This window comes from Pseudomonas sp. PDM17 (assembly GCF_014851985.1).
GTDB lineage: Bacteria > Pseudomonadota > Gammaproteobacteria > Pseudomonadales > Pseudomonadaceae > Pseudomonas.
The window spans coordinates 488,711-515,369 of the sequence record NZ_JACVAT010000005.1 but is presented as its reverse complement, the minus strand read 5'-3'; the positions used below and the strand labels follow the sequence as shown (position 1 = coordinate 515,369).

The 26,659-nt window shown below is 65.6% G+C and carries 10 protein-coding genes; 7 read left to right on the top strand and 3 right to left on the bottom strand.

From position 1 onward, the window contains the following. The first annotated feature begins 55 nt into the window (after positions 1 to 55). The 6 genes from IB256_RS20505 (at position 56) to IB256_RS20480 (ending at position 5,983) form a co-directional block, all read left to right on the top strand. Positions 56 to 1,219: an isobutyryl-CoA dehydrogenase gene (locus tag IB256_RS20505; RefSeq protein WP_017516638.1), complete on the top strand. Its 1,164-nt coding sequence runs from the start codon at positions 56 to 58 to the stop codon at positions 1,217 to 1,219. Between the two features lie 337 nt (positions 1,220 to 1,556). Then, positions 1,557 to 2,375, top strand: a complete 819-nt coding sequence (locus IB256_RS20500; RefSeq protein ID WP_081517615.1) for an enoyl-CoA hydratase — start codon at positions 1,557 to 1,559, stop codon at positions 2,373 to 2,375. 10 nt (positions 2,376 to 2,385) lie between these two features. Continuing rightward, positions 2,386 to 3,489: an enoyl-CoA hydratase/isomerase family protein gene (locus IB256_RS20495; RefSeq protein ID WP_192289768.1), complete on the top strand. Its 1,104-nt coding sequence runs from the start codon at positions 2,386 to 2,388 to the stop codon at positions 3,487 to 3,489. Between the two features lie 134 nt (positions 3,490 to 3,623). Beyond that, complete coding sequence (mmsB, locus tag IB256_RS20490; protein ID WP_192403882.1) at positions 3,624 to 4,508, top strand: 3-hydroxyisobutyrate dehydrogenase; 885 nt, start codon at positions 3,624 to 3,626, stop codon at positions 4,506 to 4,508. A gap of 70 nt (positions 4,509 to 4,578) precedes the next feature. After that, on the top strand, positions 4,579 to 5,211 hold the full coding sequence (locus tag IB256_RS20485; protein ID WP_192289771.1) for a potassium channel family protein: 633 nt from the start codon (positions 4,579 to 4,581) through the stop codon (positions 5,209 to 5,211). A 130-nt stretch (positions 5,212 to 5,341) separates the two neighbouring features. Next, positions 5,342 to 5,983, top strand: a complete 642-nt coding sequence (locus IB256_RS20480; protein ID WP_192403880.1) for an NAD(P)-dependent oxidoreductase — start codon at positions 5,342 to 5,344, stop codon at positions 5,981 to 5,983. 73 nt (positions 5,984 to 6,056) lie between these two features. Here IB256_RS20480 and IB256_RS20475 read toward each other — a convergent pair whose 3' ends face one another. Genes IB256_RS20475 through IB256_RS20465 form a run of 3 tightly spaced genes read right to left on the bottom strand, consistent with a single transcriptional unit; the run spans position 6,057 to position 10,956 of the window. Then, positions 6,057 to 7,427 (bottom strand): HlyD family type I secretion periplasmic adaptor subunit, encoded by a 1,371-nt coding sequence (locus tag IB256_RS20475; protein ID WP_081517610.1) that lies wholly within the window; start codon positions 7,425 to 7,427, stop codon positions 6,057 to 6,059. Beyond that, positions 7,417 to 9,573 (bottom strand): type I secretion system permease/ATPase, encoded by a 2,157-nt coding sequence (locus IB256_RS20470; protein ID WP_081517609.1) that lies wholly within the window; start codon positions 9,571 to 9,573, stop codon positions 7,417 to 7,419. Before IB256_RS20470 ends, IB256_RS20475 begins: the two co-directional genes overlap by 11 nt. Before the next feature lie 21 nt (positions 9,574 to 9,594). After that, on the bottom strand, positions 9,595 to 10,956 hold the full coding sequence (locus IB256_RS20465) for a TolC family outer membrane protein (RefSeq protein ID WP_192289777.1): 1,362 nt from the start codon (positions 10,954 to 10,956) through the stop codon (positions 9,595 to 9,597). Positions 10,957 to 11,295: 339 nt separating this feature from the next. Between IB256_RS20465 and IB256_RS20460 the strand changes: the two genes are divergently transcribed. Beyond that, positions 11,296 to 26,598: a retention module-containing protein gene (locus IB256_RS20460; protein ID WP_192403878.1), complete on the top strand. Its 15,303-nt coding sequence runs from the start codon at positions 11,296 to 11,298 to the stop codon at positions 26,596 to 26,598. Positions 26,599 to 26,659 lie beyond the last annotated feature (61 nt).

Sequence of the window (26,659 nt, the reverse complement as noted above, 5' to 3'; positions counted from 1 at the left end):
AGCGCGCGCCACGAGCGCGAAGCGGTAGCCGACAAGAACAAACAGAGGTAGCTGCATGCATTTCGATCTGTCCGAAGAACAACGCCTGCTGGTGGAGAGCGCCCGCGCCTTCGCCAGCCGCGAACTGGCGCCCCACGCCGCCGACTGGGACCGCCAGCACCACTTCCCGGTGGAAGTGATCCGCCGCGCCGCCGAACAGGGCTACCTGGGCCTGTACATCGCCGAGGAAGACGGCGGCCTGGGCCTCTCGCGCCTGTCCGCCTCGCTGATCTTCGAGCAACTGGCCGCAGGCTGCGTCGCCACCACCGCCTACATGACCATCCACAACATGGCCAGCTGGATGCTCTCAAGCTTCGGCGACGCCGCGCTCAAGGAGCAGTGGCTGCCGGGGCTGATCGGCGGAGAACTGCTGGCCTCCTACTGCCTGACCGAGCCGGACGCCGGCTCCGACGCCGCGCGCCTGCGCACCCGCGCCAAACGCGACGGCGATGACTACGTACTCGACGGCGCCAAGACCTTCATTTCCGGCGCCGGCTCCACCGACGTGCTGATCGTCATGGCGCGCACCGGCGAGGAAGGCGCCAAGGGCATTTCGTGCTTCCTGGTGCCGGCCAACGCCGAGGGCATCCGCTACGGCCGCAACGAAGACAAGATGGGCTGGAAGGCGCAGCCGACCCGCACCATCACCTTCGAAGGCGTGCGCATCCCCGCCGGCAATCGCATCGGCCCGGAGGGCCAGGGCTTCGTCTACGCCATGAAGGGCCTGGACGGCGGCCGCCTGAATATCGCCAGCTGCTCCCTCGGCGCAGCCCAGGCGGCGTTGGAGCAGTCGCTGCGCTACGTCGAGGAGCGCAAGCAGTTCGGCAAGGCGCTGGCCGAGTTCCAGGCCCTGCAGTTCAAGCTCGCCGACATGCTCACCGACCTCACCGCCAGCCGGCAGATGGTGCGCCTGGCCGCGCACAAGCTGGACCACAAGGACGGCGAAGCGACCCTCTATTGCGCCATGGCCAAGCGTTTCGCCACCGACCGCTGCTTCGCCCTGTGCAACGAGGCGCTGCAGCTGCACGGCGGCTACGGCTACCTCAACGACTACCCGCTGGAGCGCTGGGTGCGCGACAGCCGCGTGCACCAGATCCTCGAAGGCACCAACGAGATCATGCGGGTCATCGTCGCCCGCCGCCTGCTGGAACAGGGCGGGATGCTGGACCGTTTGCTGTGACCACCAATCAATTTGGGAGCAGGCGGACAGCACCCTCTCCCCCGCCCTCTCCCTGAAGGGAGAGGGCGCCGTCCGTATCGGCTGACGCCTAGGCGTCAGCCTGCATCGAACAGAACCGTAGGGCGCATAACCTGGAACAGGTTATCCGCCGCACCTGGGATGGCGGATAACGCTGGCGCGTTATCCGCCCTACGAATCGATCCACACGATTCACTGGAAAAACCGCCCGCCCGCGCGGGCGCAATCGAACAGATCGGACATGGACTCGCCCTGCCGCGCACGCCTAGAGTCCATGCCCATACGCCCGCCCGCTGGCGACACCGACAAGGAGATGCCCATGAGCAACGCCCTCGAACCCTACAAGCCCGGAGTCTTCGACCTGACCCACAAGCTGACCGTGGAAAAACACGGGCACACCGCGCTGATCACCATCAACCACCCGCCGGCCAACACCTGGGACCGCGACTCGCTGATCGGCCTGCGTCAGGTGGTCGAGCACCTGAACCGTGACGACGATATCTACGCCCTGGTGGTGACTGGCCAGGGTCCGAAATTCTTCTCCGCCGGCGCCGACCTGAACATGTTCGCCGACGGCGACAAGGCCCGCGCCCGCGAGATGGCCCGCCGCTTCGGTGAAGCCTTCGAGACGCTGCGCGACTTCCGTGGCGTGTCCATCGCCGCCATCAACGGCTACGCCATGGGCGGCGGCCTGGAGTGTGCCCTGGCCTGCGATATCCGCATCGCCGAGCGCCAGGCGCAGATGGCCCTGCCCGAAGCCACCGTGGGCCTGCTGCCCTGCGCCGGCGGCACCCAGGCGCTGCCGTGGCTGGTCGGCGAAGGCTGGGCCAAGCGCATGATCCTCTGCGGCGAGCGTGTCGATGCCGACACCGCGCTGCGCATCGGTCTCATCGAGCAGGTCGTCGATACCGGCGAAGCGCGCGGCACCGCCCTGCTGCTGGCGGCCAAGGTCGCGCGGCAGAGCCCGGTAGCGGTGCGCACCATCAAGCCGCTGATCCAGGGCGCCCGCGAGCGCGGCCCGACCACCTGGCTGCCGGAGGAGCGCGAACGCTTCGTCGACCTGTTCGACGCCGACGACACCCGCGAGGGCGTGAACGCCTTCCTGGAAAAACGCGACCCGCACTGGCGCAACCAATAAGGCCCTGACCATGAATGTGATGTTCGAAGAACGCCCCGGCCTGCACGGCTTCCGCATCGGCGTGGTGACGCTGGATGCGGAGAAGAGCCTGAACGCCCTGAGCCTGCCGATGATCGAGGCGATGAACCACCAGCTGCGTGTCTGGCAGGACGACGCGCAGATCGCCTGCGTGGTGCTGCGCGGCAACGGCGGCAAGGCCTTCTGCGCCGGCGGCGACGTGCGCAAGCTGGTCGATGCCTGCCGCGAGAAGCCCGGCGAGGTGCCGGAACTGGCGCGCCGCTTCTTCGCCGACGAGTACCGCCTCGACTACCTCATCCACACCTATTCCAAACCGCTGATCTGCTGGGCCCACGGCTACGTGATGGGCGGCGGCATGGGCCTGATGCAGGGCGCCGGCGTGCGCATCGTCACTCCGAGCAGCCGCCTGGCCATGCCGGAAGTGAATATCGGCCTGTACCCGGATGTCGGCGCCAGCTGGTTCCTCGCCCGCCTGCCCGGCCGCCTCGGCCTGTTCCTCGGGCTGACCGCGACGCAGATGAACGCCCGCGATGCGCTGGACCTGGACCTCGCCGACCGCTTCCTGCTCGACACCCAACAGGACGACCTGATCGAAGGCCTGGTGCAACTGAACTGGCGCGAACAGGCTGACGTGCAGCTGCACAGCCTGCTCCAGGCGCTGGAGCACGAAGCCCGAGGCGAAATGCCCGAAGCCCAGTTGCTGCCGCGCCGCGCACGCCTGGATGCGGTGCTCGACAGCGCCAATATCGCCGAGGCCTGGAACGCGCTGACCGCGCTGGTCAACGACGAGGACGCGCTGATTGCCCGAGGGGCGAAGACCCTCGCCTCGGGCAGCCCGCTGACCGCCCATCTGGTCTGGGAACAGATCCGTCGCGCGCGCCATCTGTCGACTGCCGAGGTGTTCCGCATGGAGTACGCGATGAGCCTGAACTGCTGCCGTCACCCGGAATTCCCGGAGGGTGTGCGGGCCCGGCTGATCGACAAGGACAACACCCCGCACTGGCACTGGCCGGATATCGCTGCCATACCTGATGCTGTGGTGAATGCGCACTTCGACGCGACCTGGGAGGGCGAGCATCCGCTGGCGGACCTGTAGGTCCTCTCCCCTGATCTTTCTGTAGGAGCGCCCTATGGGCGCGATCGCGGGCACGGGCTAGGCGCCCCCGCCCGTCCTACAGGATGATTTCTTGCGCTGGAGTGCCTGTCGTCTTTGAACAGGAGGAAACCAGCATGCAAACCATCGCCTTCATCGGCCTCGGCCACATGGGCGCCCCCATGGCCGCCAACCTGATCAAGGCCGGCTACCTGCTGCGCGTGTTCGATCTGGTGCAGAGCGCCATCGACGGCCTGATCGCCCAGGGCGCCAGTGCCGCACGCAGCGCCCACGACGCAGTGGACGGCGCCGACGTGGTGGTCACCATGCTGCCAGCCAGCCAGCACGTCGAGGGGCTCTACCTCGGCAACGAAGGCCTGCTCGCGCACATCGCCCCCGGCACCCTGGTGCTGGAGTGTTCCACCATCGCCCCGGCCTCGGCGCGCAAGGTGCATCAAGCGGCGGCCGAAAGGCATATCCCCCTGCTCGACGCGCCCGTCTCCGGCGGCACCGGCGGCGCCATCGCCGGTACCCTGACCTTCATGGTCGGCGGTGATGCCGAGGTGCTCGAACGCGCGCGCCCGGTGTTTTCCGCCATGGGCCGCAATATCTTCCACGCCGGCGGCGACGGTGCCGGGCAAGTGGCCAAGGTATGCAACAACCAGCTGCTCGCCGTGCTGATGATCGGCACCGCCGAATCCCTCGCCCTGGGCGCCGCCAATGGACTGGACCCGGTAGTGCTGTCGGAGATCATGCGGCGCAGCTCCGGCGGCAACTGGGCGCTGGAGGTGTACAACCCGTGGCCCGGCGTGATGGAGAACGCCCCCGCCTCGCGCGGCTATACCGGCGGCTTCATGGCTGCGCTGATGACCAAGGACCTGGGCCTGGCACAGGAGACCGCGCAGGTCAGCGGCAACAGCACGCCCATGGGCAGCCTGGCGCTGGCGATGTACCGGCTGCTGGTAAAACAGGGTCATGGAGAACAGGATTTTTCCGTCGTGCAGAAGCTGTTCGATTCCTGAGTACAAGCATGGTGCGTTCGTGCGTCCCGGCCGAGACTGGCCTCCCCTGAAGGACAGAGGGCCATCGGCCTTGAACTCATTCCTGCTGCGCTATCGTTTTCGTCTTCTGCTCAACAGCATCCTTCTGCTGCTGATCGTCCTGGCTTTCCCATCGCCCAACCCGCTGCTGGAATTGTGCAGCCTGTTGCTGATGGTGCTGGCTGGCCTGAACACCGTCCGCAGCCATAGCCTGCTTTTCAGCTTCATCAGCGTGATGGGCGTGCTCAGCCTGTTCATGCTGTTCGCCCCCGCCGCGTGGCATGTGCATCCCGCACTGCAGCGAGGTATTCCGCAATTGATCTTCATTCAGTTGCTGGTCGTCGCACTGTTCCGCCGCGTCACCCAGGAACGCCCCGTCACCCGCGAGCTGCTCTACGGACTCTGCGCCCTGTACCTGAACTTCGCCCTGTCTTTCGCCCTGGCCTACAACCTGATCGAGGACCTCAGGCCAGGCAGCTTCCAGACCAACAACGGAGCCCTGCATCTGGATGCCTTCATCTACTTCAGCATGATCACCCTGACCACCATCGGCTACGGCGACATCGTCCCGGTGAACCCGCTGGCGCGCTTGCTGGCGGGCAGCGAAGCGATCATGGGCGCGCTGTTCATCGCGCTGGCAGTGGCGCGGGGGCTGAGCCTGATGAGCGACGACAGCAAGGACTGATTGTGAAGCCAGGCTTATGAGTGCATGGCTTCAACCCGCCTTTATCGCCGGCGGTCTCCGGCCGAAGATGAATCACCTGCCAGCCCTGCACAGCCAGGCGCGGCACTCCCTCCCACGAAAAGGTGATTCCATGAACATTGCCCTGATCGGCGCCACCGGCCACGTCGGCCATTATTTCCTCGAAGAGGCCCTGCGCCGAGGCCACCAGGTCACCGCATTGGTGCGCGACCCGGCGAAACTGCCGGCGCGGGACAACCTCAAGGTGGTCCAGGCCGACGTCTACGACCCGGCCCAGGTCGCCCGTGCCGTGGCTGGCCAGGACGTCGTGGTCAGCGCGTTCAACGCCGGCTGGGGCAACCCGGATATCCGCAAGGCCCACGCCAGCGGCAGCCGCGCCATCCTCGACGGTGTGAAGGCTTCCGGCGTGAAACGCCTGCTGGTGCTCGGCGGCGCCGGCAGCCTGGAGATCGCCCCCGGCCAGCGTCTGGTGGATAGCCCGGAATTCCCCGAGCAGTGGAAGCAGGGCGCGCTGGGCGCCGCCGACGCGCTGGATCAGCTGCGCGCGGAGAAGGCGCTGGACTGGGCCTTCCTCAGCCCGGCGATGCTGCTCGACGGCGAGACCCGCACCGGCAGCTTCCGCATTGGCGGCGACCAGATACTGTTCGACAGCAATGGCGAGAGCCGCATCTCCCTGCCGGACCTGGCGGTGGCGATGATCGACGAGGCCGAGCAGGCCAACCATCACCAGCAGCGGTTTACCGTGGCTTATTGATCGTCGCAGCCGACCTGCACAAACGAAACGGGCCACCCAGGGGTGGCCCGTTTCATTGGGTCCCGCGCGGCAATCAACGCTCGCGCAGCGCTTCCGCCTTGGCCCGCAGGATGGGCTTGAGCAGGTAGCTGAGGATGCTCTTCTTGCCTGTCATGATATCCACGGTGGCGATCATGCCGGGGATGATCAGCAGCGGCTTGTCGTCCGTGCCCAGGTGGCTTTTGCGGGTGCGCAGCTTGATCAGGTAGAAGCTGTTGCCGTCATCGTCGGTGACGGTGTCGGCGCCGATCTGCTCCAGGTCCGCCTGCAGGCCGCCGTAGATGGTGTAGTCATAGGCGGTGAACTTGACCATGGCGTGCTGGCCGGGACGCAGGAAGGCGATGTCCTGCGGACGGATGCGCGCTTCCACCAGCAGGGTGTCGTCCAGCGGGACGATCTCGATCAGGTCGCTGCCCGGCTGGATCACGCCGCCGATAGTGTTCACCAGCAGCTGCTTGACGATGCCGCGCACCGGCGAAGTAACCAGGGTGCGGCTGACGCGGTCTTCCAGCGCCTTGCCGGTGGCCGTGGCCTTGCTCAGTTCGGTACGGGCTTCGTTGAGTTCTTTCAGCGCGTCGCTGCGGAAGCGCGACTGGGTCTCGGCGACCTTGCGCTCCACTTCCTTCACTGCCGCTTCGGCACGCGGGATCGCCAGGGTGGTGGCGTCGAGCTGGCCACGGTTCTCCACTTCACCGCGCTTCAGGCGCAGCAGTTCCACCTGGGACATCGCGCCCTGGGCCACCAGCGGCTCGGACATGGATATCTCCTGGCGCAGCAGGTTCAGGCTGTTACGGTACTGCGCCTGCTTGGAGATGAACTCGCGCAGCTCCTGCTGCTTCTGCACCAGTTGCTGCTGCAGGCCGTCGGTTTCATCCTTGAGCTGCTGCTGGCGGCTGTGGAACAGCGCTTCTTCGCTGCTGGCCTGGCCCGGAGCCTTGGCTCGCACGTCGTCGGGGATGTTCAGAGCGCGGTCCTCGACCTCGGCGGACAGGCGCTCCACGCGCAGGAACATCGCCAGGCGGTCGGCCTCGGTCTCGCCGACGTTGGACTGGAAGCGCGTCGGGTCCAGGCGCATCAGCTGCTCGCCGGCCTGCACCACCTGCCCTTCGTGGACGAAGATCTGCGAGACGATGCCGCCTTCCAGGTTCTGGATCTTCTGTACCTTGGACGAGGGAATCGCCTTGCCCTCGCCACGGGTGACTTCGTCGATCTGCGCGAAATGCGCCCAGAGCAGCAGGAAGGCCACGAAGCCGATGAGAATCCAGATGGTCAGGCGCACCACCCGCGGCGCGTCCTCGATCAGCGCCTTGCTGACCTCAGGAAGCGGCTGGCCGGAGAGGTTGTCGCCGCCCTTGAAATAGCCACGGACAGAGTGGCGGATACTGCCCAGAGGATTAAGCGACACTGATCTGCCCCTTCTTCAGTGCATCCATGACCACGTCCTTCGGACCGTCGGCGATGATGCGGCCCTTGTCGATGATCACCAGGCGGTCCACCAGGCTGAGCATGGAGGCACGGTGGGTGACCAGCAGCAGTGTCTTCTCGCCCATGATCGCTTGCAGGCGCTGTTTCAGGCGTTCTTCGCCGGCGTTGTCCATGGCGCTGGTGGGTTCGTCCAGCAGCAGGATCGGCGGGTCGAGCAGCAGTGCGCGTGCCAGGGCGACGTTCTGCCGCTGGCCGCCGGAAAGATTGTGGCCGCGCTCGCCGACCTGCAGTTCGTAGCCCTGCGGGTGCAGGCGGACGAACTCGTTGACGCCGGTCAGCTCGGCCACTTCCAGCACACGCTCGTCATCGATGTAGCGCGCGCCGCTGACCAGGTTGTCGCGCAGGGTGCCACTGAACAGGCTGATGTCCTGAGGCACGTAGCCGATGTTGTGGCGCAGCTCGCTGATGTCCAGCTGGCGCACGTCGGCGCCGTCCACCAGCAGGTTGCCGTTCTCGGGCTGGTGCAGGCCGACGATCAGCTTGGCCAGGGAACTCTTGCCCGAGCCGCTGCGGCCGATGATGCCGATCTTCTCGCCGGCGCGGATCTGCAGGTTGATGCCGTGCAGCGCCGCCACTTGCTGGTTCGGGTAGGCGAAGTCGAGGCCGCGCATCTCGATGCCGCCGCGCAGTTGCGAGCGGGTCAGCGGACGTTCGTCGGCGTTGCGCTCCTGCGGCAGCTCCATCATCTGGTTGGTAGTCGCCATCGACAGGCGTGCCTGCTGGTAGCGCTGGATCAGCCCGGAGAGCTGGGTCAGCGGGCCGAGGGCGCGGCCGTTGAGCATGTAGCAAGCGATCAGGCCACCCATGGACAGGTCGCCGGCGATGATCAGGTAGACGCCGCCGATGATCATGATGACCCCGGCCAGCGCCTGGATCAGCACGGTGATGTTCATCGCCAGGGTCGACAGCAGCTTGACCCGCAGCTCCAGGCGGCTGAGGGTGCCGATGGTCTGCTCCCAGAGGTACTGCCGCTCGCTTTCGGCGTTGTTGACCTTCACCGCGTCGAGGCTGGCGAGGGTCTCGATCAGGCTCGACTGGCGTTCGGCGGCCAGCGCCATGGTGCGGTTCATGGTCTCCACCAGCGGCTTCTGCAGCAGCCAGCCAAGACCTGCGGCCAGCGGGAAGGCGATCAGCGGGACGAACACCAGCGGCCCGCCGATGATGCCGATCACCAGCAGGATCAGCAGGGTGAACGGCATGTCGATCAGGGTGGTGAGCGTGAGCGAGTTGAGGAAGTCGCGCAGCGTCTGGAATTCGTGGATGTTCTGGGCGAACGAACCGACCCGCGCCGGGCGGTACTTCATGCTCATGCCGACGATGCGCTCGAACAGCGTCGCCGAGATGATCAGGTCGGTCTTCTTGCCGGCCAGGTCCAGGCACAGGCCGCGCATGGTCTTGAGCAGCAGGTCGAACAGGTAGGCGCCGCTGATGCCGATGGCCAGCACCCAGAGGGTGGCGGCGGCCTGGTTGGGCACCACGCGGTCGTAGACGTTCATGACGAACAGCGGCGCGGCCAGGGCGATCAGGTTGATCAGCAGGCTCGCGGCCACGGCGTCGACGTACAGCCAGCGCGAGCGCTTGAGGGTGTCGCGGAACCAGCTCTTGGCGCGCGGGATCAGCTCGCCGTGCTGCAGGTCGAACTTGTGCTGCGGCTGGGCGAAGAAGGCCTGGCCGGCGTAGTCCTCGCTGAGCAGCTCGCGGGTGACGCGTACTTCACCGCCGTCGCTCTCGGACAGCAGCAGGCGCGCATCGCCGTTGTTTTCCCAACCCAGCAGCACCGCGCAGCGCCCTTCGCGCAGCAGCAGCATGGCCGGCATGGCCAGCGCGGGAATCTGCTCCAGCTTACGCTGCAGCAGGCGACCCTGCAGGCCGGCGCGAGCCGCCGCACGGGGCAGCAGCTCGGCGGACAGGCGTTGGCCGGGCAGCGGCAGGCCGCTGGTGAGCATGGCGCGGCTGGCCGGCTTCTGGTGCAGCTGACAGAGCGTCAGCAGGCTGTCCAGCAGCGGGTCATCCAGCAGACCGCGCGGATCGTGGCTTAGGGGTACTTCGCTGACTTCTTGATCCACGCGGATGCTCTCTCGGGCAGGTTAGTTGAGGCCGGGCAGCTGGACTTTCGGCTTGATGTCTTCGGACGCCACCGCGGCCATCGGCGCGACCACACCCTGGCTCTTGAGCAGTTCGCCCAGGGTGGCCTTGATGCGGTACTGGGTGAACAGCTCGGTGTACTTCAGGTCGACCAGGCGGCGCGAAGCGTTGAACAGTTCGTTCTCGCTGTCCAGCAGATCGAGCAGGGTGCGCTCGCCGATGGTGAACTGCTTCTGGTAGGCCTCGCGCACACGGGTGCTGTAGTCCACGTACTGGCGGGCGATCGGCAGCTGGTCACGGGCGTTGTTCAGGGCGTTCCAGGACAATCCGAGTTCCTCGTTCAACTGGCGCAGGGCGTTGTTGCGGATATCCAGGGCCTGGTTCGCCTCATAGGACTTGGCTTCCAGCTCGGCCTTGTTGCTGCCACCGGCGAACAGGTTGTAGCGCATGCGCAGCATGGCCTGCCATTCGTTGTTGTGGCCTTCTTCTCCGTCGAGGTTGTTATCGGCACCTCGGGAAAGTTCTGCATCGAATCTCGGATAGAAGGTCGATTTCGCGGCGTCGTACTGCTTCTCGGCGGCGGCGACGTCGGATTCGGCGGAGCGCAGGATCGGGCTGTTCTCCACCAGCTGGCGACGGGCGGCCTGCAGGTCTTCCGGCAACTGGCCGACAAGACCGGTCGGCTCGCTCAGTTCCACCGGGTCGCTGCCCACCACGCTGTAGTAGTTGGTGCGGGCGTCGGCCAGGTTGGTCTTCTCGGTCATCAGGTTGTTCTGCGCCTGGGCCAGGCGGGCTTCGGCCTGGTCCTGGTCGGCAAGGCGGCCGACGCCACGGGAGCTGCGCAGGCTGATCTGGTCGTAGACGCGCTGGTGATTCTTCAGGTTGTCCTCGGCCAGGCGAACCATTTCCTGGCGACGCAGCACGTCGGTGTAGACCTGGGCGACGTCCAGCGCAGTGCGCTCGGAGGTACCCAGCAGCGCGTAGGCGCGGGAGTTGACGTTGGCTTGCTGGCGGCCGACTTCGCTGGACGTGGCGAAGCCGTCGAACACCATCTGGCGCAGGGCGAGGTTGGATTCGCCACGGTTCAGCGTGTCCCAGTGGTCGCCTTGGCCACGGGTGGTGGTGTTGTCGGAGCCTTCACGGCCGTAACCGGCGGTCAGGTCGACGGACGGCAGGTAGCCGCCCTTGGCGGCGCGCAGTTGCTTGTCCGCAGCGAGACGCGAGTTCACCCCGGCCTGGATTTCCGGGTGGTACTCCATGGCCTTCTGCATGGCCTGGTTGAGGGTGTCGGCCTGCACCGGCAGGGCAACGGGAATGACGAAAGCCAGGGCGAAGGGCACGGCTTGAGCGAATCGCATGCGCATGAGGAAAACATCCTTATCAGTGAGATAGCCGCAGCGATTCGATTGTCGCCAAGGAGCGTCAAAAGGCCGGCGAATGGCTGCAAGGAAAGCATCAAAAAGCGTGATGAATTTCACGCTAAATTTTTTTGGGCGGCACACCGATATCAAAGTGACATCGATTTGCCAATTGTTTAGGATGGCAGTCGAATGGTCAATACATTGGCATATACGTAATTTCGATACGCTATAAGCCAATTGATTGACGCCAAACTTTTTGCTCTTAAAGACAAAGGAATGCCTCCTGAGCCGACCTCACCTGCGGCCGGTCGGCAACCAGGCAAGCCTCACCAGGAGAAGTGCATGAGCAGCGTCGTCGCCGTCGTAAAAAGCATCATCGGCCAAGTGATTGCGGTATCCCCCGAAGGCGCCCAGCGCGTCCTGGTCGAAGGGGACCGCATCTACCAGGGCGAGCAGCTGCTCACCGGCGCTTCCGGCGCGGTGACGCTCGACGTCGGCAAGGGCAAGCTGGTCGACCTGGGCCGCGACAGCCAATGGAGCAGCGCTGACCTGCCGCAGCCCGAGGCGCACCACGCTGCCGCGCAGCCGACCAACGCACCGAGCACCGAAGACCTGCAGAAAGCCATCGCCGCCGGCCTCGACCCGACCCAGGCGCTGGCGCCCACCGCAGCGGGCCCGACTGCCGCGCCATCGGCCGCTGGCGGCAATGGTGGCGTTGGCGGCGGCCACAGCTTCGTGGTGCTGGATGCCACCGCCGGTCGCGTCGATCCGAACATCGGCTACACCACCTCCGGCCTGGACAACGGCGGCGCTACCGGTGACGAGCGCCAGAACGAACTGCCGGCCAACCTCGCGCCGCAATTCGAAGACGGCGGCAACGGTGTGCTGAACCTGACCACCGCCGAAGACACTCTGCTCACCGGCGCCTTCTCCGCCCGCGATCCGAATGGCGACCTGATCTACTACAGCGTCGGCCAGGCTCCGGCCAACGGCCTGCTGGTGCTCACCCCCAATGGCACCTGGCAGTACAACCCCAATGGCGACTACAACGGCGCCGACAGCTTCACCGTGATCGTCACCGACAGCCGTGGTGCGTCCAGCACACTGGTGGTGAACGTCGGCATCACCCCGGTGAACGACGCTCCGGTGGCCACGGGCACCTATACCAGCGCCATCACTGACACCGCCGCCAACGACAGCTTCGCCGACATCAAGGGTCAACTGACCGCCACCGACGTCGACGACACCAACCTGACCTGGAGCGGCAGCGCCAAGGGCGCCTATGGCGAGCTGACCGTCAACGCCGACGGCAGCTACACCTACGTGGTTGACGCCAATGCAGTGAACGCCCTGCCGCTGGGTCAGAACCCGAGCGAGAACTTCACCGTCACCGTCACCGATCCGTCCGGTGCCACCGATACCCGCGTCATCACCATCAACGTCCAGGGCGCCAACGACACCCCAGTTGCCCAGGATGGCCAGGCCAGCGGCAACGAAGACAGCGTGATCGGAGGCCAACTGGTGGCCACCGACCGCGACACCGGTAGCACCCTCACCTTCACCACCAACGGCAATCCGCCGGCGGGCTTCACCCTGAAGCCGGACGGCAGCTGGACCTTCGATGGCAAGGACCCGGCCTACCAGCACCTGGCCGAGGGCGAGACCCAGGTCGTGCAGGTGCCCTACACCGTCACCGATGAGCACGGTGCGACCAGCACCGCCACCCTTACCGTGACCCTGACCGGCACCAATGACGCGCCGGTCGCCCTGCCGGGCGTGGCCACCACCGAAGAAAACAGCCTGCTCAACGGCCAGGTCCCGGCCGCCTCCGACGTGGATGGCAGCGTCGCCGGCTACCAGCTGACCACCGGTGTCGGCACCGGCAATGGCAACCTGACCTTCAACCCCGACGGCAGCTACAGCTTCAACCCCGGCAAGGACTTTGACAGCCTGGCCCAGGGCGAGACCCGTGACGTGACCTTCACCTACCAGGCGAAGGACGACAACGGCGCGCTGAGCGACCCACAGACCATCACCATCACCGTCACCGGCACCAACGACGCGCCGGTCGCCCTGCCGGGTGTGGCCACCACCGAGGAGAACACCGTCCTCAACGGCCAGGTCCCGGCCGCCACCGACGTCGACGGCAGCGTTGCCGGCTACCAGCTGACCACTGACGTCGGCCAGGGCAACGGCAGCCTGACCTTCAATCCGGACGGCAGCTACAGCTTCAACCCCGGCAAGGACTTCGACAGCCTGGCCCAGGGCGAGACCCGCGACGTGACCTTCACCTACCAGGCGAAGGACAACAACGGCGCACTGAGCGATCCGCAGACCGTCACCATCACCGTCACCGGCACCAACGACGCAGCGGTCATTACCGGCCAGACCAGCGGCAGCGCGGATGAAACCAACGCCCCGGTTACCATCGACGGCAAGCTGAACATCAGCGACGTCGACAGCTCCGCCAGCTTCCAGGTCCAGACCGGCACTGCCGGCGACTACGGAAAATTCAGCGTTGCCGCTGACGGCAGCTGGTCCTACGTGGCCAATTCCGCCTTCAATGAACTGAAGGTCGGCGAACACCTGACCGACAGCTTCACTGTCCTCGCCGCCGACGGCACCAGCACCATCGTCACCGTGACCATCAACGGCACCAACGATGCCCCGGTCGCCTCCGCCGACAGCCAGACCACCGAGGAGAACAGCGTTCTCAACGGCCAGGTCCCGACCGCCACCGACGTCGACGGCACCGTTGCCGGCTACCAGCTGGCCACCAGCGTGGCCGCTGGCAAAGGCACCCTGACCTTCAACGCCGACGGCAGCTACCGCTTCGATCCGGGCACCGCCTTCGACCACCTGGCCGCCGGCCAGAACGAAGCCGTGACCTTCACCTACCAGGCGAAGGACAACAATGGCGCCCTGAGCGACCCGCAGACCGTCACCATCACCGTCACCGGCACCAACGACGCAGCGGTCATTACCGGCCAGACCAGCGGCAGCGCCGATGAAACCAACGCCCCGGTCACCATCGACGGCAAGCTGAACATCAGCGACGTCGACAGCCCCGCCAGCTTCCAGGTCCAGACCGGCACTGCCGGCGACTACGGCAAATTCAGCGTTGCCGCTGACGGCAGCTGGACCTACGTCACCAACGAGGCCTTCAACGAGCTGAAGGACGGCGAGCACCAGACCGAATCCTTCAACGTCCTGGCCGCCGATGGCACCAGCACCACCGTCACTGTGACCCTCATCGGCACCAACGATGCGCCAGTCGCCATTGCCGGCACCGCCACCACCGAAGAGAACGCCGTTCTCAACGGGCAGGTTCCGGCAGCCTCCGACGTGGACGGCACCGTCGTCAGCTACCAGCTGACCACCGACGTCGCCCAGGGCAAGGGCTCGCTGACCTTCAATGCCAACGGCAGCTACAGCTTCGATCCGGGCACCGCCTTCGACCATCTGGCCGCCGGCGCCGAGGAGACCGTGACCTTCACCTACCAGGCGAAGGACAACAACGGCGCGCTGAGCGATCCGCAGACCGTCACCATCACCGTCACCGGCACCAACGACGCGCCGATCGCTTATGCCGACAGCGCCACCACCGAAGAGAACACCGTCTTCAACGGCCAGGTTCCGACAGCTTCCGACGTGGACGGCAGCATCACCGGCTACCAGCTGGTCACCGGCGTGGGAGCCAACAACGGCACCCTGACCTTCAATGCCGACGGCAGCTACAGCTTCAACCCCGGCAAGGACTTCGACGGCCTGGCCGAAGGCGAATCCCGCGACATCGCCTTCACCTACCAGGCGAAGGACGACAACGGCGCCCTGAGCGATCCGCAGACCATCACCATCACCGTCACCGGCAGCAATGACGCGCCGGTCGCCAGCGCCACCACCGGCGCGGTGAAGGAAGACGCGCAGATCAGCGGCCAGCTCGCCGCCACCGACGCCGACAACGGCGCCCAACTCAGCTACGCCCTGGACAAAGCCGCCCCGGCCGGCTTCAGCATCGACGCCGACGGCAAGTGGACCTTCGATGCCAGCGGCAGCGAGTACCAGCACCTGAAGGCCGGCGCCACGCAGACCCTCAGCATCCCGTTCACCGTCACCGACGAGCACGGCGCCACCAGCTCCAGCAGCCTGACCATCACCATCACCGGCACCAACGATGCGCCGGTCGCCAACGCGGCGTCCGCCAAGGTCGGCGAAGACAAGTTCAGCTTCGGCAAACTGACCGCCAGCGACGTCGACGACGGCGCCAAGCTCAGCTTCAGCCTGAATGACAAGGCACCGGCCGGCTTCACCCTGTTCAAGGACGGCACCTGGGCCTTCAGCGGCCTCGACCCGGCCTACCAGAGCCTCGCCGCCGGCGAGACCAAGGTGCTGTCGATCGACTACACCGTCACCGACGAACACGGCGCCACCAGCACCAACACCCTGACGCTGACCGTCACCGGCACCAACGACACGCCGATCGCCCTGCCCTCGCTGCTCAATGGCGTCAAGGAAGATGCGCAGATCAGCGGCGAGCTGAAGGCCATCGACGTCGACAACGGCGCGCAGCTCACCTACAGCCTGAACAAGGCCGCTCCGGCGGGCCTGACCCTGAACAGCGACGGCAAGTGGAGCTTCGATGCGAGCGATGCCGCCTACCAGCACCTGAAGGCCGGCGCGACCCAGCTCATCAGCGTGGGTTACACCGTCACCGACGAACACGGCGCCAGCACCCAGAGCGTGCTGCTGATCACCGTCACCGGCACCAACGACGCGCCCAAGGCTGACGCTGCTACTGCAGCCGCCAAGGAAGACGCCGTCAGCAAGGGCCAGCTCACCGCCACCGACGTGGACGATGGCGCCAAGCTGAGCTTCAGCGTTTCCGGCAATCCGCCGGCCGGCTTCACCCTGAAGACCGACGGCAGCTGGACCTTCGACGGCAAGAACCCGGCCTACCAGTCCCTCGCCGAAGGCGAGACCAAGGACATCCAGGTCAAGTACATCGTCACCGACGAACACGGCGCCACCGACACCCAGACCCTGACCATCACCGTCACCGGCAGCAACGACCCGGCAGTGATCGGCGGCGTGGCCAGCGTGAATGTCAACGAGACCAACACGCCGGTCACCACCGGCGGCTTGCTGACCGTCAGCGATGTCGACGGCCCGGCCAGCTTCCAGGCGCAGAGCAACGTCGCCGGCAAGTACGGTACCTTCAGCCTGGGCACCGATGGCACCTGGACCTACACCGCCAACGATGCCTACAACGAGCTCAAGCAGGACGAAAAACTGACCGACAGCTTCACCGTCAAGGCGACCGATGGCACCAGCGCCACGGTCACCGTGAACATCGTCGGCACCAACGATGCGCCGGTGGCATTCGGCGACAGCAAGACCACTGGCGAGAATGCGGCTTTCACCAGCCAGGTTCCGCTGGCGACCGATATCGACGGCAGCGTCGTCGGCTACGAACTGGCCACCGACGTCGGCCAGGGCCATGGCAGCCTGACCTTCAACGCCGACGGCAGCTACACCTTCGAGCCGGGCACCGACTTCGACCACCTGGCCGCCGGCGAAAGCCAGGACGTCACCTTCACCTACCAGGCGAAGGACGACAACGGCGCGCTGAGCGATCCGCAGACCATCACCATCACCGTCACCGGCAGCAACGACGCCGCGGTCATCAGCGGCCAGACCTCGGTCAGCGTCTACGAGACCAACGCACCGATCAGCACCAGCGGCCAGCTGACCATCAGCGACGTGGACAGCCCGGAAACCTTCCAGGCGCAGAGCAACGTTGCCGGCAAGTACGGCACCTTCAATCTGGGCGCCGACGGCCAGTGGACCTACACCGCGAGCTCCGCCTACAACGAGCTGAAAGTCGGTGAGACCCTGGTCGACACCTTCGCCGTGAAAGCCGCCGATGGCACCGCCTCCAGCGTCACCGTGAACATCGTCGGCACCAACGACGCGCCGGTCGCCTACCCGGCCACCGCCAGCGCGGTCGAAGGCGGCATCAAGGACCCCGGCGTCGTGGCCGGCGCCACTGACGGCTCGTCCGTCACCCTGACCATCACCACCACCCAGCCAGGCGAGGCGGTCAGCTTCAACTGGAAGTTCAGCACCAACGACGAATCGGCCTTCAACGATTTCGCCTACGTGCAGGTCAACGGCCAGAAGGTGCAGCTGCTTTCCAGCGTGGCTCTGGTCGGCGACGGCGGCAGCTCGGGGCTGCAGACCTTCCAGCAGGTGTTCGACAAGCCGGGCACCTACACCATCGTCCTGGGCGTTTCCGATGCCGTCGACAAATCCGTCGACTCGACCCTCGTGCTGAGCAACCTGCCTTCGCAGGTGAGTGTCGGCAATGTGGTCGGCCAGGTCACCCACACCGGCAGCAACTGGACCCTGACCACCAGCGGCGCCAACAACACCACCCTGACCAACCAGCTCAAGCCGGTCAGCGAGATCACCGGCAAGCTGCAGGCCACCGACGTCGACCACGACGCCCAGCTGACCTTCAGCACCGCGCAGAACACCGCCGGCTTCACCCTGAAGTCCGACGGCAGCTGGCTGTTCGACGCCAAGGACCCAGCCTACGACCACCTCGCCCAGGGCGAGACGCAGACCCTGGCGATCAACTACACCGTCACCGACGAACACGGCGCCACCGGCACCAGCACCCTGACCCTCACCATCACCGGCACCAACGACGCACCGGTCGCCGGGGTGATGAAGGAAACCGTCTACGAAGACAGCAAGATCGGTGGCCAGCTGGCCGGCAGCGATGTCGACCACAACGCCGTGCTGACCTTCGCCACCACCGGCAGCCTGCCGGCGGGCTTCAGCAGCGACAGCAGCGGCAAATGGAGCTTCGACGCCAGCAACGCGGCGTACCAGCACCTGGCCGTGGGCGCGACCCAGAATTTCACCGTCAACTACAGCGTCACCGACCAGTACGGTGCGAAGAGCACCAGCACCCTGACCATCACCGTCATCGGCACCAACGATGCGCCGCAGGCCAAGGCCGCCAGCGCTTCGGTGAATGAAGACAAGATCAGCGGCGGCACGCTCACTGCCACCGATGTCGACGACGGCCACGCACTGTACTTCAGCCTGAAGGACGCGGCGCCCAGCGGCTTCACCCTGAACGCCAATGGCACCTGGAGCTTCAACGGCAACCACGCCGACTACCAGAAGCTCGGCGCTGGTGAAACCCTCGAGCTGCAGATCAAGTTCATCGTCACCGACGACAAGGGCGCCACCGACGAGAACGTCCTGACCCTGACCGTGACCGGCAGCAACGATGCCGCGATCATCAGCGGGGCGAAGATCGTCAACGTCTACGAGACCGACGCGCCGATCACCACCACCGGCAAGCTGGACGTCAGCGACGTCGACGGCCCGGACACCTTCCAGGCCCAGACCAACGTCGCCGGCAAGTACGGCACCTTCAACCTGGGCACCGACGGCACCTGGACCTACGTGGCCAAGGACGCCTACAACGAGCTGAAGCCGGGCGAGTCGCTGACCGACACCTTCACCGTGAAGGCCGCCGACGGCACCAGCTCCAGCGTCACCGTGAACATCCTCGGCACCAACGATGCGCCCACCGCGTACGATGACAACGTCACCATCGACGAGAACGGCCGCGTCAACGGCAAGGTACCGGCCGCCACCGATCCGGACGGCAAGGTCTCCAGCTACCAGCTGGTCACCGACGTCGGCCAGGGCAACGGCTCGCTGAACTTCAACTCCAGCGGCACCTACCACTTCGAGCCGGGCAGCGACTTCGACCACCTGGCCGCCGGCGAGAGCCAGGTCGTCACCTTCACCTACCAGGCGAAGGACAACAACGGCGCGCTGAGCGAACCCAAGACCATCACCATCACCGTCACCGGCAGCAATGACGCCGCCGTCATCAGCGGCGTGAAGTCCAGCAGCGTCAACGAGACCGACGCGCCGGTCAGCACCGGCGGCAAGCTCAACGTCAGCGACGTCGACGGCCCGGAAACCTTCCAGGCGCAGAACAACGTGGCCGGCAAGTACGGCACCTTCAACCTCGGCACCGACGGCAACTGGACCTACGTCGCCAAGGACGCCTACAACGAACTGAAGGTCGGCCAGTCCCTGACCGACACCTTCACCGTGAAGGCTGCCGACGGCACCAGCGCCACCGTGACCGTGAACATCGTCGGCACCAACGATGCACCGGTGGCCTTCGATGGCACCGCAACTACCGGGGAGAACTCCGTCTACAGCGGCCAGGTTCCGACCGCCACCGATGTCGACGGCACCATCGCCAGCTACCAGCTCGCCACCAACGTCGCCGCCGGCAAGGGCACCCTGACCTTCAATGCCAACGGCAGCTACAGCTTCAACCCGGGTAGCGCCTTCGATCACCTGGCTGCCGGCCAGAGCGAAACCGTGTCCTTCACCTACCAGGCCAAGGACAACAACGGCGCGCTGAGCGATCCGCAGACCATCACCATCACGGTCAACGGCACCAACGACGCGCCAGTCGCCTACGCCGACAGCAAGACCACCGAAGAGAACACCGTTCTCAACGGCCAGGTTCCGACCGCTACCGACGTCGACGGCAGCGTTGCCGGCTACCAGCTGACCACCAGCGTGGCCGCTGGCAAAGGCACCCTGACTTTCAACAGCGACGGCAGCTACAGCTTCAATCCGGGCACCGCCTTCGACCACCTGGCCGCCGGCCAGAATGAAGCCGTGACCTTCACCTACCAGGCGAAGGACAACAATGGCGCGCTGAGCGATCCGAAGACCATCACCATCACCGTCATCGGCAGCAACGACGCAGCGGTGATCACCGGTCAGACCAGCGGCAGCGCCGATGAAACCAACGCCCCGGTCACCATCGACGGCAAGCTGGACATCAGCGACGTCGATGGCCCGGCCAGCTTCCAGGTCCAGACCGACACCGCCGGCACCTTCGGCAAGTTCAGCGTCGCCGCTGACGGCACCTGGAGCTACGTCACCAACGAGGCCTTCAACGAACTGAAGGACGGCGAGCATCAGACCGAGTCCTTCACCGTCCTGGCTGCCGACGGCACCAGCACCTCCGTCACCGTGACCCTCATCGGCACCAACGACGCGCCGGTTGCCTATGCCGACAGCAAGACCACCGAGGAGAACACCGTTCTCAACGGCCAGGTTCCGACCGCTACCGACGTCGACGGCAGCGTTGCCGGCTACCAGCTGACCACCAACGTGGCCGCCGGCAAAGGCACCCTGACCTTCAACAGCGACGGCAGCTACAGCTTCAATCCGGGCGCTGCCTTCGATCACCTGGCCGCCGGCCAGAGCGAAGCCGTGACCTTCACCTACCAGGCGAAGGACAACAATGGCGCGCTGAGCGATCCGCAGACCATCACCATCACCGTCAACGGCAGCAACGACGCAGCCGTCATCGGCGGCCTGTCCACGGCCAACGTGTACGAGACCGACGCCCCGGTCACCACCAATGGCCAGCTGAGCATCAGTGACGTCGACAGCCCGGAAAGCTTCCAGGCACAGAGCAGCACCGGCAAGTACGGCACCTTCAACCTCGGCAGCGACGGCGCCTGGGTCTACACCGCCAAAGAGGCCTACAACGAGTTGAAGGACGGCCAGACCCTGACCGACACCTTCACCGTGAAAGCCTTCGACGGCACCAGCAGCACCGTCACCGTGAACATCGTCGGCACCAACGACAAGCCGGTGGCGTTTGCCGACACCGTCAGTACCGACGAAAACGCCGTGTTCAACGGGCAAGTCCCGGTCGCCACCGATGTCGACGGCACCGTTGCCAGCTACCAGCTCACCACCAACGTGGCTGCTGGCAAAGGCACCCTGACCTTCAACACCGACGGCAGCTACAGCTTCGATCCGGGCGCCGCCTTCGATCACCTGCCCGCCGGCCAGAGCGAAGCCGTGACCTTCACCTACCAGGCGAAGGACAACAATGGCGCGCTGAGCGACCCGCAGACCGTCACCATCACCGTCACCGGCAGCAACGACGCGGCAGTGATCACCGGCCAAAACAGCGGCAGCGCCGATGAAACCAACGCCCCGGTCACCATCGGCGGGAAGCTGAATGTCACCGATGTCGACGGCCCGGCCAGCTTCCAGGCGCAGACCGACACCGCCGGCACCAACGGCAAGTTCAGCATCGCCATCGATGGCACCTGGACCTACGTCGCCAACTCCGCCTTCAACGAACTGAAGGCCGGCGAACACCTCGTCGAGACCTTCATCGTGAAAGCGGCCGACGGCACCAGCAGCAACGTGACCGTCACCATCAACGGCACCAACGATGCGCCGGTGGCCTACGCCGACACCCAGACCACCGGCGAGAACGCCGTGTACCAGGGTCAGGTCCCGGTTGCCACTGACGTCGACGGCACCATCGCCAGCTACCAGCTGGCCACCGGTATCGGCGGCGGCAAGGGCACACTGACCTTCAACAGCGACGGCAGCTACACCTTCAACCCCGGCACCGCCTTCGACTACCTGGCGGCGGGCCAGACCCAGGACGTCACCTTCACCTACCAGGCGAAGGACAACAACGGCGCCCTGAGCGACCCGAAAACCATCACCATCACCGTCACCGGCACCAACGACGCGGCCGTAATCACCGGCCAGAACAGCGGCAGCGCCGATGAAACCAACGCCCCGGTCACCATCGCCGGCAAGCTGATCGTCAACGATGTCGACAGCCCGGCGGTGTTCCAGGCGCAGACCAACACCGTCGGCACCAACGGCAAGTTCAGTATCGCCACCGATGGCACCTGGACCTACGTCGCCAACTCCGCCTTCAACGAACTGAAAGCCGGCGAACACCTCGTCGAGACCTTCATCGTGAAAGCGGCCGACGGCACCAGCACCAACGTGACCGTCACCATCAACGGCACCAACGATGCGCCGGTTGCCTACGCCGACACCCAGACCACCGGCGAAAACGCCGTACTCCAGGGCCAGGTTCCGGTGGCGACCGACGTCGACGGCACCATCGCCAGCTACCAGCTCGTCACCAACGTGGCGGCCGGCAAAGGCACCCTGACGTTCAACGCCAACGGCAGCTACACCTTCAATCCAGGCACCGCCTTCGACCACCTGGCCGCTGGCGCTCACGAACTGGTGACCTTCACCTACCAGGCGAAGGACAACAACGGCGCACTGAGCGATCCGAAAACCATCACCATCGACGTCACCGGCACCAACGACCGTCCGGTTGCTGCCGACGGCACCGCGTCGACCGGGGAGAACACCGTTCTTCAGGGCCAGGTCCCGGTCGCCACCGATATCGACGGCACCGTGGTCGGCTACCAGCTGGCCACCGATGTCGCCCAGGGCAAGGGCAGCCTGGTCTTCAACGCCAACGGCAGCTACACCTTCACGCCGGGTACCGCCTTCGACCACCTGGCCGCCGGCCAGAGCGAAACCGTCACCTTCACCTACCAGGCGAAGGACAACGACGGCGCGCTCAGCGATCCGAAGACCATCACCATCACCGTCAACGGCAGCAACGACGCTCCCAACGGCGCCGATAACACCATCACCCTGAGCGAAGACAGCAGCCGCAGCTTCAGCGCCGCCGACTTCGGCTTCAGCGACGTGGACGCCGGCGACACCCTGAGTGGCGTGCGCATCGACAGCCTGCCCACCAACGGCACGCTGAAGTTCAATGGCAACGCCGTGACTGCCGGCCAGGTAATCGACGCCGCCGACCTCGGCAAGCTGGTGTTCACCCCGGCCGCCAACGCCAACGGCAACAACTACGCCAACTTCACCTTCTCGGTGAAGGACAGCAGCAACACCTACGACACCACGCCGAACAAGATCACCTTCAACGTGACGCCGGAGAACGACGCCCCGCTGGCAGTGAACGACAACTTCACCCTCAGCGGCCTCAAGGGCAACTACTGGGGCTACAACGAAGGCCCCGATGGCACCAACCTGATCAGCCTGAGCCAGGTGACCAGCTTCATGGCCGGGCACAACCCGAGCGCCACCTTCACCTCCACCACGCTGAACTACAACCTCAGCGGCGGCGACCTGGGCGGTGACGGCAACCTGCAGAAGTTCCTCGGCAACGATGCGAAGAGCCTCAACACCGATCCGGCGAACACCTCGGACGCGATCATCCAGCTGACCGGCGCGATCAACCTCAACGCCGGCAGCTACCAGCTGCGGGTTAACGCCGACGATGGCTTCAGCATCAAGATCGACGGCGTGGAAGTCTTCAAATACGACAACATCCAGAGCCCGACAGGCCGTGAATCGGCGGTGTTCACCATCGCCCAGAGCGGTAGCCACAGCATCGAGATCGTCTACTGGGATCAGGGCGGCCAGGCCCAGCTGCAGGTGGAGATGCGCCCCCAGAACGGCACCTACACCACCGTCGGCGGCACCTCGCTGACCCACACCGTGGGCGAGTTGGTGACCAACGAAGACACCGCGCTGACCATCGCTCCGCAGACCCTGCTGGGCAATGACAGCGACGTGGACGGCGACAGCCTGACCATCGTCAGCGTGCAGAACGCGGTCAACGGCAGCGTGAAGCTCGAGGGCGGCAACGTCGTCTTCACCCCGGCCAAGGACGTCAACGGCAGCGGCAGCTTCACCTACACCATCAGCGACGGCCACGGCGGCACCAGCACCGCCACCGTCACCGTGGGCATCAACGCAGTGAACGATGCGCCGGAAGCCAAGAACGACCAGCAGACCACCGGCGAGAACAACACGTACAACGGCCAGGTTCCGGCGGCTACCGACATCGACAGCGCGGTCAACCCCAACGGCTATGCCCTGGTACAGAGCGTGGGCGCCGGCAACGGCACCCTCACCTTCAACGCCAACGGCAGCTACGTGTTCAATCCGGGCACCGACTTCGACTCGCTGAACGTCGGCGAATCGCGCCAGGTGACCTTCACCTACACCGCCAAGGACGCCCAGGGTGCGGTCAGCGCGCCGGCCACCGTGACCATCACCGTGACCGGCAGCAACGACCTGCCCACCGCCACCGCCAGCACCGTGACCCTGAACGAGGACGGCAAGCGCAGCTTCAGCGCCAGCGACTTCGGCTTCAGCGACAAGGACGCCGGCGACGCGCTCAAGGCAATCCGCATCGACAACCTGCCCACCGCCGGCAGCCTGACCCTCAACGGCCAGTCGGTGACCGCCGGCCAGGTGATTGCCGTGAGCCTGCTCGCCAGCCTGGTCTACACCCCGGTGGCCAACGCCGCGGGCGATGCCTATGCGACCCTGAAGTTCTCGGTGCAGGACAGCCACGACGGCTTCTCCAGCTCGTCCAGCACCCTGACCTTCAACGTCACCCCGGTGAACGATGCACCGCTGTCGGCGGACGGTTCGGCCAGCGTCTACGCCGGCAAGACCTACACCTTCGGAACCAAGGACTTCGCCTTCAGCGACACCGCCGACTCCGCCAACGGCCAGAACCACAGCCTGCAGAACATCCTGATCAAGGCCCTGCCGGACTCCGGCACCCTGCTGCTCAACGGCACCGCCGTGAAGGCCGGCCAGGCCATCAGCGCCAGCGATGTGGCTGGCGGCAAGCTGACCTTCGTACCGGACGCTTCGGGTTCCAACGCGCACTTCAGCTTCGCTGTGCAGGACAGCGGCGGCGTGGCCAACGGCGGTGTCGACACTTCGCCGACCTACGGCTTCGACATCCACGTCGGCCAGGTGCAGATCCCGTCCACCAACCCCAACGGCGACAACACCCTCACCGGTGGCTCGGGCGATGACGTGATCCTCGGCGACGTCGGCGGCATCAAGACGCTCACCCAGGGCGGCACCAACTACAACATCGCCCTGGTGGTCGACACCTCCGGCAGCATGGCCTACAACCTCGCCGGCCAGTCCGGCGCGGCCTATGCCAACTCGCGGATGAAGCTGGTGAAGGATGCGCTGATCAGCCTGGCCAACGAACTCAAGGGCCATGACGGGATCATCAACATCTCCCTGATCGGCTTCCAGAGCACCGCCAGCCTGAAAGTCAGCATCACCGACCTGTCCGACGCCAACATCGACCAGTTGGTCAACGCCATCGGCAAGTCCCAGAACCAGGGCCTGCAAGCCGTCGGCGGCACCGACTACCAGGAGGCATTCGGCCAGGCGGTCAGCTGGTTCAACGACCAGAAGAACAGCTACGAGAACATCACCCTGTTCCTCACCGACGGTGACCCGACCGAGTCCAGCGGCAATGGCTCGCTGATGCAGAACACCACCCAGGCCTTCGCCAGCCTGTCGGCACTCAGCGAAGTACGTGCCATCGGCATCGGCACCAATGTCAACGAGAGCACGCTCAAGTACTTCGACAATACCAATGTCACCGGCATGGGCACGGTCTATACCACCGCCACCAAAACGCTGTTCACCTTCGACAACAACAGCGCGCTGCCGGGCTGGACCCTGAGCAAGAGCTCCACCGGCGCGGTCGGCATCTCGGGCAACAAGCTGAGCATGACCGACACCAGTGCTGCGGGCTCGAGCACGGCCATCACCTCGGACCTGACCGTCGCCAAGAACACCACCTCGAGCTTCAGCTTCGACTTCACCGAGAGCATGCGCAGCGGCGACACCTTCACCTGGACGCTGAAGCAGTACGTCGACGGCGCCTGGACACAGGTGGAAACGCACACACTGACGTCCTCGTCGAGCAACACCACCTACACCACCGACAAGGCCGTGGGCGAAGGCACCTATCGCATCGACTTCGTGCTGACCGACAACACCACTTCCGGCACCGCGAGTATCACCCTCGACAACCTCAAGCAGATCGTCAACACCTACGCCCCGGTCGGCCAGGTGGACATCGTCAAGCAGGCCAGCGACCTCACGGCCGCACTGCATGGCGGCTCCACCTCCACCGAACTGGCGCCCTCGGGCCATGACACCATCAACGGTGGCGCGGGTGACGACATCATCTTCGGTGACACCATCAACACCGACAACCTGCCCTGGGGCGTCAATGGCAACCCGGCCAAACCGGCCGACATGCCGGCGGGCTCGGGTGTCAGCGCACTGTCGGCCTTCCTGGAGCTGAAGAACGGCCACGCCGCCACCAGCGACGAGATGTACGACTACATCAAGGCCAACCATGCGCTGTTCAATGTCGAGGGCGATACCCGTGGCGGCGACGACCACCTGTATGGCGGCGATGGCAATGACATCCTCTACGGCCAGGGCGGCAACGACTTCCTGTTCGGCGAGAATGGCAACGACATCCTCTTCGGCGGCACCGGTGACGACCAGCTCACCGGCGGCAAGGGCGACGACATCCTCACTGGCGGCGCGGGTGCCGACACCTTCATCTGGAAGGCCGGCGATATCGGCAACGACACCATCACCGACTTCAAGGCCGGTGAAGGCGACCGTATCGACATCAGCGACCTGTTGCCGGAGACCGCGCACAACGACATCCTCAGCTACCTGAAGGTGGACACCACGACCTCGACCCTGCAGGTGAGCACCACCGGGCAGATCAACAACGGCGGGGCCGCGGACGTCACCATCAAGCTGAGTGGGGTCGACCTTTCCACCTACGGCTCGACTTCCACCGAGATCGTCAACAAGCTGGTGGCGGGTTCCGACCCGGTGGTCAAGACTGAGCATCACTGATCCGCGGTTGCCGCCAGGCTTCCAGACGGTCAGGCTCTGACACGACGACAGCGGGGCCACC

What these genes read in the sequence shown, in the direction of transcription:
- IB256_RS20505 (WP_017516638.1), top strand. Translation starts at nt 56, where the DNA reads ATGCATTTCGATCTGTCCGAAGAACAACGCCTGCTGGTGGAGAGCGCC.
- IB256_RS20500 (WP_081517615.1), top strand. Translation starts at nt 1,557, where the DNA reads ATGAGCAACGCCCTCGAACCCTACAAGCCCGGAGTCTTCGACCTGACC.
- IB256_RS20495 (WP_192289768.1), top strand. Translation starts at nt 2,386, where the DNA reads ATGAATGTGATGTTCGAAGAACGCCCCGGCCTGCACGGCTTCCGCATC.
- mmsB (WP_192403882.1), top strand. Translation starts at nt 3,624, where the DNA reads ATGCAAACCATCGCCTTCATCGGCCTCGGCCACATGGGCGCCCCCATG.
- IB256_RS20480 (WP_192403880.1), top strand. Translation starts at nt 5,342, where the DNA reads ATGAACATTGCCCTGATCGGCGCCACCGGCCACGTCGGCCATTATTTC.
- IB256_RS20465 (WP_192289777.1), bottom strand. Translation starts at nt 10,956, where the DNA reads ATGCGCATGCGATTCGCTCAAGCCGTGCCCTTCGCCCTGGCTTTCGTC.
- IB256_RS20460 (WP_192403878.1), top strand. Translation starts at nt 11,296, where the DNA reads ATGAGCAGCGTCGTCGCCGTCGTAAAAAGCATCATCGGCCAAGTGATT.